Below are 8,447 nucleotides of genomic sequence, written 5' to 3'. Positions count from 1 at the left end.
CTGCACGTCGCGACCGGCACCGAATCCCACCCTCTCCGCCATTCCAAGTTGTTCCACTGAAGTAACTTAAATTTCTCAGTCTGCTTCACTGTACCTGAAACAGGTACAGCGGCGGCACGTGGGTGGGTTTCCCACCCATATCAACCTCCCTTACTCTCGATTGGATCCGCGCATCCATGACGCCTGACAGCTTGGGCACACGAGGGCGGGCTCGCCACGAACGAGGAGGAGAGGCGTTCATTGCCAGATCGGCGTTGATGGTTATTGACGGTGGAGTTGAGCCGCCGCGAGGCGAAGCCGAGCGGTCGGCTCGAACGACTTGTTGTACGCCCAGGGTTGCCAACCCGAGTCTCGCTTGCTACCAAGGCACGCCTTAGCCGAGCTGCTCGGCAAGCGCGACAATGATGCCCTCAGGCCCGCGGATGTAGGCTAGCCGGTATGTGTCCTCGTACTGCATTTCGCCAATGAGCGCGGCCCCGTGGGCGCGCATGCGCGCAACGACAGCGTCGATGTCATCGACGGCGAACATGACGCGACGGATGCCCAGCGTGTTCATCGGCGCGTCCACCGGCCCAAACCTGATCGCGTTGGGCGTGTGGAACTTGTCCAGCTCAATGCCCTGACCATCGGGAGTCCGCATCATCGCGAGGGTAGCCCGGACATCCTTGAGCCCGATCAGGCTCCCGACCGAAGGCCCTTCGACTGTCGTTTCGCCCTCCAGCTTGAGGCCCAGTTCGATGAAGAACGCCTTGACGGCTTCGAGATCGTCGACAACGATGAGGACGTTGTCCATCCGTTTAAGCGTCATATCCTTCCTTCGCTCGCTTCACTGCTGATGCCCGAGCCAACAGAAATCGAACCGTCACTGGGCCGGACTTCTTGCGAGTATCGTCGAGCGGGTTCTGAACGGGTGAACGCTCGAAAGCCACTGCGGCGTTACTCGCGATTGATCCGCGTGTTTCAGCTGCAGCTCATACGATTCACCGAAACATAATGGCCCGCGCTGTGCGGTTGTTGGACGCACGCGCTCATGCCCCAGCCCTACTTGATCCCAACGACCATCGAGTCCGGTCCGAGGAGCGGCTCGACGCGCGTTGTAGAGAATCCGGCGTCCTTCATCCAGGCTGCGCAATCAGCGCCGGTGTAGTCGAAGCCGGCCGGCGTCTCGATGAGCATGTTCAGGCTCATCATCAAGCCGAAGGCATTCTTCGATCGATCGTCGTCGATGATGGCCTCGTACACGACCAGCGCTCCGGCAGCCGGGATCGCCTCGAACGCCTTTCGGATCAGCATCTTCTTCGTGGGCAGATCCCAGTCGTGCAGAATGTGTCCCATCAGCACGACGTCGGCTTTCGGGAGATCGTGATCGAAGAAGCTGCCGGCGACGAAGGACACGCGGTCCGCGACGCCTGCGGCCCTGGAGTACTCCTCAAACACCGGCGCCACATCAGGCAGGTCGAATCCGATGCCACGAAGGTGTGGGTTCGCCAGGGCTATCTGCACGGCCAGATCGCCCTGCGCCGTGCCGACATCGACGAACGTGTGGTAGTCCTTCCAGGGAAAGATGCGCGCGATCGTCATGTTGGCGCCGTGGCTGAGGCCGGTCATCGCAGCGAGGAACGCCTTCAGCCGCGCCGGATCGGCGTAGAGCGTCTCGAAGAGACCCGGGCCACCCGTTTTGAGCTCGTTTTGCGGCTGTCCCGTGCGTAGCGCTTCGGTGAGGTGACTCCAGAAGGGGTAAAGGCGCGCGTTCGCCATCTCGAGGACGCCGCCAATGTAGGACGGCTTCTTTCGGTCGAGGAACAGATCCGTCTCCGGCGTGTTCCCGTAGCTGTCGCCCTCGCGTTGCAGGAAGCCGAGCGCCACGAGGGTGTCGAGAAAATCGCGCGCGGAGCGAGAGTGCAGACCAAGCCGCCCGCTGAGAACATCCAAACGCTCGGGGCCATGCGCCAACTCAGTGAAGACGCCCATCTCGATAGCACTCAAGAGCGTTTTCGAGGGCCAGAACGCGAGGCCCGTCTGCAGGATCTTGTCAGGGGTCGGTTGTTCGCGCATTCGCTTCTCCCAAGTCGGAATTGAGGTGCCCGTACGGTTCTGGGTGCATCCCTTCGGCCGAGCCTGCCCAGTAGGCAGCGACCACTTGCTTTCTCCGATACGTCTGGCGCGCCCCGAAGAATAACGCGAGACAGCCCACTACGTTCCGTCGGAAGTGCCCGGGTCCACGCCCGTTGGAGCATGAGGCGCCGGGAAGGGTAGATTAGGGTGGGTCCGTAACGACTAGTCGCCAAGTGTATTTCCACCGGCTCGACCGCGGATAGAAAGCCCCTTCGGCGTCAGGTGTTCGGTCGAACTAGCGGGCCCGGTGGGCAGAGCTTCCCGGGCAGCTCATCGCCGGCTTATCGAGTCTGCTGCGGGTCCTCGGATGAATCCAGCAACGGTCGGTCGAAAGTCGGCCGCGGCTCGTCAAAGAATGTACCGGCCAGTCATGGTCGGGCTGGGGAGCGCGTCACCAGGATCTCGCGTACGATGCGGGGCAGCGGAGGCTCGGTCCTCGGTGCAATTCGGTGCAAGGCGCGACGGCACCGCTGGCATTCACGGCAACCCTGGCATTGTAGAATCTGTAACTTACAGAATCTAAAGGGTCGTGTTGGGTTCGAATCCCACCCTCTCCGCCACCTCGCCTTCGACGAGTTGGCGCATCGGCTGGTCTTCCCGTTTGACGCGACGTGCGCTGTACGTCGCGACCGGCACCGAATCCCACCCTCTCCGCCAGCTCATCCGCACCAGGTCGAACGTAACCGAGCCACGTGCGGAAACCTCCCAGACAGTCCGCCAATTCCTCTTTCGCGCTGACGCTCTGACGGCCAGCCGCTCATCGCTGATCTCTTCTGAAATGCCGATCGCGCGCGAACACGATCGCCTGGGCGCGGCTCCAAACCCCAAGTTTGTCGAACACGTTGGAGATGTGGTTACGCACGGTTTTCTCGCTGAGCGAAAGACGCTCGGCGATAGATGCGTTGCTGAGCCCCTCCGTGATCAGGCTGAGGATCGTCCGTTCACGTTGCGACAGGGGCGCGAACGCCGGATCCTCGGCGTCGGCGTCGACGGAAATCCCGGTGAACTCACTCACCGCTGCGCAGAAGCGCTCCCAGGCGCTCTCGTGCTCGAGCAGGATGTGATTCTTCGAGTCGAGCTCCACGAACTGTGCCAATGGAATCCTCGCGCCGATCAATCGACCCTCAGCAAGCGGCACCACGACGTCATTGCGGGCGTGCAGCACAAGAGTTGGCGCCTTCACGTGCTCCAAAAGGGCCGTGACGTCAATGCGGCTGCGTCTTTCGAGGAGCTCGCCGGCGATCTCTGGTGACGTCGTCTTGCGGCACAGCTCGCTGAACCACTCGATCTGTTGCTCAGTCGCGTCCGGTATGAATCGCGACGTGAACAGATGCCTGAACGCTGGATGATCCCGCCCCCATCCGAGTCTGGCCAATTCAACAATCGCCGCGAATTCCCGTGCCTCGCCCGCTGCACCGCGAACGGCCGCGCCCCGAGCGTAGCCGCCATAGAGCACGAGCCGCGAGACCCGTTCGGGGTGCTTTGCGGCGTACGCCACACACGTGGCGGCGCCCTGCGAGATGCCCAGTAGTACGAACTGCCGCGTGCCGGTCGTGTCGGCAACCGCCTCCAAATCCGCAACCCATCGATCGAACGAGAGATCGCCAACGTCCCAGTCGGTCATCCCGCATCCGCGCTCGTCGTAGCGCACCAATCGGAAGTGTGCTGACAGGAACTGAATCCAGTGCCGCCAGACGGGGCTGTCCCAGTCGTACTCGAGGTGTGTGAGCCAGTTGGCTGCCTTCAGCAGGACAGGACCAGTCCCGGCGTCGGCCCAGGCGAGCTGGACGCCATCGGCGGTGCGCAGGTAACGGATTCGCTGGCGACTCTTCAAGGCGGCCTCGCAGGTGATCAGGACATTTGTCCTGCCGGCCTCTTGGATTTTACGCGAATCGGGACGGAAGTCTCATGGTGGTGCGGCGCCAGGAGTGCGAAGGTGTCCGGGTCGTCACATTCCTGGAGGTGCGTTATGAAGACACATTCGATCGCCGGTGGCGGTGGCCTCACCCTGCACGTCGAAGAGACAGGAAATCCCGACGGAAAGTCGATGCTCTTCATCCACGGGTTCTCACAGTGCCTTCTCGCGTGGAGCAAACAGATGCGCTCCGATCTTGCGCGCGAGTTCCGTCTGGTTGCGATGGATATCCGCGGTCACGGCTTGTCGGCCAAGCCACGCGGCGCCTACAACGATCCTGAACTCTGGGCGCAGGATGTCCACGCCGTGATCATGACGCTCGGCCTGAACAGGCCTGTGCTGATCGGCTGGTCGTATGGCGGCGTGATCATGTCCGATTACCTCGGCACCTTCGGTGACGAGGTGATCGCCGGAACACAGTGGGTGGGTGCGGTGTCCCGCCTCGGTGAGCCGCTCGTGCAGGGGGGCTTTCTGGGTGAGGATTTCCTGGCGCTCATGCCGGGCTTCTTCTCGGACAATGCGACCGACAGTGCCACCACGCTGCAGCGGTTCCTGCGGCTGTGCGTTCATGAGGAACCGTCGCCGGAGGATCTCTATTTCTTCCTCGGCTACAACACCATTGTTCCACCCTATGTCCGCGAGGGTCTGTTCGCGCGAAATGTCGATAACGACGCCGTGGTCCGCCGCACATGCAAGCCGGTGTCTCTGGTCTACGGCGAAGCCGACCAGATCGTGTCGCCGCGCATGTGCACGCATATCGAGACACTGGCGCCTCAGGCGACCGTGGCGACGTATCCCAACACTGGCCACATGCCCTTCTGGGAAGCACCGGAACGGTTCAATCGTGAGCTGCGTGAGTTTCGCAATCGGGTGTGATCTCGTTGATCACCTCCACCGCGGTTGTTCATCGGGATTGATGCCCAACGAGATCTTGCCGACGCTCTCGTGCGTCAGCAGCGGATTGGCGGGGTGGAACTTGCCGGCACGAGCGTCACGAAAGAGACGTTCGAGCTCGCCCTTCTTGAACATGCCGAAGCCGCCCGAGAGGTCGAGCGCACGATCCGCGATCCGGAACGCGGCTTCGACCGTCCGGTACTTCATCGCGACGAGCCGGAGGAACCAGTCGGGGCCGACGCAGCCTTCCGTCCAATCGGCGGCAATCGCCTCGACATGCGGTCCGATGGTTTCGAGGTCCATCGTGATTTCAGCGATCCCGTGCTGCACTTCGGGATGGTAAATCATCGGGCGGGTGAGGGCGATGGACGTCTTCGTTTTGAGCTGGACGCGCGAACGCATCGCGGCGTGGGTTGCCGACCCCGACGTGCCGCAAGACGAATCACACGTCCATCACTGATGGGTCATTTTCGCTGACGGCTATTCCGCGCGCAGCGCGGCGCACGGGTCGATCCTTGTCGCGCGGCGCGCGGGCAGCCATGCCGCCATCAGTCCCACTGCCAACAACAGCAGCGTGACGATCGTGAACGCGATCGGATCGGTCGGCGTCACCCCGAACAGGAACCTCTGCAGCACGCGCGTCACGCCGGCGGCCCCGGCGAGGCCGACGACCAGCCCGACGACGACGATGCGGAGCGCGCGCGTGAGCACGAGGCGGAGCACGTCGCGGCGATCGGCGCCGAGCGCCATGCGCACGCCGATCTCGCGGCGGCGCTGCGCCACCGCGTAAGCCATCAATCCGTAGATGCCGCACGTCGCGATCAGCGTCGCGGTCGTCGCCAACAGCACCAGCAGCAACGTCCGGAACCGCGGCGCTGCCACCGACGCCGCCACTGCTTCGTCCATCGTCGCCGCGCTCGCAATGGGCAGATCGGGCGCGGCGCGGCGAATCTCCGTGCGGATGCCTTCGACCACGCTGCCGGGTGTGGCCGTGCGCGCGACGAACGACACGAACCGTATGAAACCGCTGCGGTCCTGCTGGAACGGCGCGTAGATCATGGGCTTCACGTCCTGATCGAGTCCCTGCTGACGGATGTCCGCGACCACCCCCACCACCGTCATCCACTCGCCGTCAGCGCTCATGATCCCCACGCGCACGCGCCGGCCGAGCGCCGCGCCCGCACCACCCGGAAAGTACTCGCGCACGATGCGCTCGCTGACGATCGCCACGTTCGGCGCGTCCGCCGTGTCCCGTGCCGTGAACTCGCGCCCCGCCAGGAGCGGAATTCCCATGGTCTTGAAATAGCCCGCGTCGATCTTTGGCGTGCCGGCAGCCAGCGTTGGCTTCGGCTGCCCCTCGATCTCGAAGGAGCCTTGGATGAACATCATGCCGAAGGGCGCCGAGTTGATCACGCTCGCGGACGTCACGCCCGGCAGGTACTGGATGCGATCGAGCACGCCGCGCGCGAAGGCATGCATGCGGTCGGGCCCGTCGTAGAGGTCTTCGGGCAGCGTCACCCTGACGGTCTGCACCACACCGTCGCCACCGCTCGATTCGAAGCCGGGCGACACCGACGTGAGACGCACGAAGCTGTGAATCAGCAGGCCCGCGCCGATCAGGAGGACGAGCGTCATCGCGATCTGCGCGGCGACCAGCAGCGTGCGCAGCCGCTCGCCCTGACGGTCGCCCGTCGTGCGCGTTGCGCCGGCGTTCAGCGCGAGGCCTTCGCCAAACGTGGCCCCGCCGACGCGCAGCGCCGGCACGAGGCCGACGAGCAGCGTCGAGACCAGCGACAAGCCGAGGCAGAACGCCATCACGCGCGCGTCGATCACGATGCCGCCGAGGCGTGGCAGCACGGATTGCGGCACGAGCGGCAGCGTGAAGGAGATCGCGACCTGTGCGAGCATCACGCCGAGCGACGCGCCCACGACCGACAGCACGACCGCTTCGGTCAGCAACTGACGCACGATCCGCCGGCGTCCCGCGCCGAGCGCCATGCGGACGGACAGTTCACCGCGGCGCGCGGTGAGGCGCGCCATCTGCAGGTTCGCGACGTTGACGCAGGCGATCAGGAGCACGAACGACACCGCCCCGAGCAGGATCAGCAGCAGCGTGCGCACCGACTCCGTGCCGTACTCCTGCAGGCCGACCGTGAACGCGAGCGTGCGGACGTTCGACGCGCGTGCGCCTTCCATCGCGAGTGCGCCGGCGGGCGCGATCGACGAATCGTTCACCAGCGCCGTCAATTCCGCTTCCGCGCGTGCCTGCGTCATGCCTGACTTCATGCGGCCCAGCAGGAAGAGAAACGCGCTCGTGCCGGTGTCGCCGGGCCAGCGATTGAGCAGAAAGATGTCCACTTCCGGCAGCGCGCCGATCCGGATCACCGGCCTGAAGCTGAAGGCCGGCGGCAGCACGCCGACGACGGTACGGGGGAGGCCGTCGACGGTGATGGACTGTCCGACGATCGCCGGATCGGCTCTGAGCGACGTGCGCCACAGCCGATCGCTGACGATCGCGCCGCCATCGTCGTCTGGTGCCGCGGCGCCGGTGAGGAACGCGCGGCCGCGCGCGGGAGTGACGCCCAGCGTGGCGAAGAAATTCGGACTCACGTCGAGCGCGGGCACCTGCATCGGCTCGCCGCGTCCAGTGAGCCGCGCGTCGATCGGGGCGTAGGCCGCGAGATGATCGAGCGCGGTGACGTGCGGGCGCAGCCCCTCGTACGACACGGGCGCCCAGGTCGAGAACGTCCTGACGCCCGTCTCGCTCTGCTGCGCTGACGAGATCATGACCAGGCGATCGGGATCGGGATACGGCAGCGGACGCCAGAGCACGCCGTAGGCGACGGAGAAAATCGCGGTGTTGAGGCCGATGCCGAGCGCGATCGTGGCAAGGGCGGTGAAGGTGAACGCCGGATCGCGCCGCATCAATCGCAGCGCGTGACGCACGTCCTGCGCGAACGCTTCGATCGTCGCGAAGACCCACGGTTCGCGCGACTGTTCACGCAGTCGCAGCGGATTGCCAACCCGCCGCCGCGCGGCCGCACGCGCCTCGTCGCCGCTCATGCCATCCGCGTCTGCGAGGGCCTGCGCCTTCATCTCCTCGTGCGAGCGCAGCTCGCCTTCCAGATCCCGATCGAACTGATTCCGCTGGAAGAAGAACAGCAGACGTCGGAGCACAGAACCCACGGCACCCTCCTGAGAGTCAGGACACTACGTCGTCTTCATCACGCGCATGATCGCGCCGAACATCTGGGAGAATCGCGATTCCTCGATGCCGAGCTGCTTCTTCCCGGCAGTCGTGAGCCTGTAGAAGCGCGCTCGCCGGTTGTGCGCCGAAATCTTCCACTCGGCCAACACCCATCCCTTGACGAGCAGCCGCTGCAGCGCCGGATACAGCGATCCCTCTTCGATCGTCAGCACGTGCGCCGACAGCATCTGAATGTGCTGCGCGATGCCGTAGCCGTGCATCGACTCGATCGACAGCGTCTTCAGAATCAACATCTCGAGCGTGCCCGGAAGCAGC

General features: G+C 64.4%; 7 protein-coding genes. 1 reads left to right on the top strand and 6 read right to left on the bottom strand.

Features of this window, described 5'->3' with window-relative positions; all coding sequences use genetic code 11:
* Nucleotides 1–373 precede the first annotated feature (373 nt).
* The 3 genes from GEV06_17100 to GEV06_17090 form a co-directional block, all read right to left on the bottom strand.
* Nucleotides 374–808: a VOC family protein gene (locus GEV06_17100; protein ID MPZ19616.1), complete on the bottom strand. Its 435-nt coding sequence runs from the start codon at nucleotides 806–808 to the stop codon at nucleotides 374–376.
* A 233-nt stretch (nucleotides 809–1,041) separates the two neighbouring features.
* Entirely contained in the window at nucleotides 1,042–2,025 is a 984-nt protein-coding gene (locus GEV06_17095) for a methyltransferase (GenBank protein ID MPZ19615.1), read from the bottom strand.
* Between the two features lie 847 nt (nucleotides 2,026–2,872).
* A complete protein-coding gene (locus tag GEV06_17090; GenBank protein ID MPZ19614.1) occupies nucleotides 2,873–3,949 on the bottom strand; it encodes an alpha/beta fold hydrolase in 1,077 nt (358 codons plus the stop codon).
* Between the two features lie 135 nt (nucleotides 3,950–4,084).
* Between GEV06_17090 and GEV06_17085 the strand changes: the two genes are divergently transcribed.
* Nucleotides 4,085–4,906 carry an alpha/beta fold hydrolase gene (locus tag GEV06_17085; protein MPZ19613.1) on the top strand — a complete coding sequence of 274 codons (822 nt, stop codon included), beginning with the start codon at nucleotides 4,085–4,087 and terminating at the stop codon, nucleotides 4,904–4,906.
* Nucleotides 4,907–4,915: 9 nt separating this feature from the next.
* On the opposite strand, the gene GEV06_17080 is transcribed toward GEV06_17085, so the two are convergent.
* The 3 genes from GEV06_17080 to GEV06_17070 all read right to left on the bottom strand — a co-directional run bounded on the left by GEV06_17080 (nucleotide 4,916) and on the right by GEV06_17070 (nucleotide 8,446).
* Entirely contained in the window at nucleotides 4,916–5,326 is a 411-nt protein-coding gene (locus tag GEV06_17080; protein MPZ19612.1) for a hypothetical protein, read from the bottom strand.
* Between the two features lie 78 nt (nucleotides 5,327–5,404).
* Nucleotides 5,405–8,110, bottom strand: a complete 2,706-nt coding sequence (locus tag GEV06_17075) for an FtsX-like permease family protein (protein ID MPZ19611.1) — start codon at nucleotides 8,108–8,110, stop codon at nucleotides 5,405–5,407.
* 24 nt (nucleotides 8,111–8,134) lie between these two features.
* A complete protein-coding gene (locus tag GEV06_17070) occupies nucleotides 8,135–8,446 on the bottom strand; it encodes a PadR family transcriptional regulator (GenBank protein MPZ19610.1) in 312 nt (103 codons plus the stop codon).
* Nucleotide 8,447 lies beyond the last annotated feature (1 nt).

The organism is Luteitalea sp. (assembly GCA_009377605.1).
Taxonomy (GTDB): domain Bacteria; phylum Acidobacteriota; class Vicinamibacteria; order Vicinamibacterales; family Vicinamibacteraceae; genus WHTT01.
Note: the sequence above shows the minus strand (reverse complement) of the source record. Positions and strands in the feature narration are given on the sequence as shown.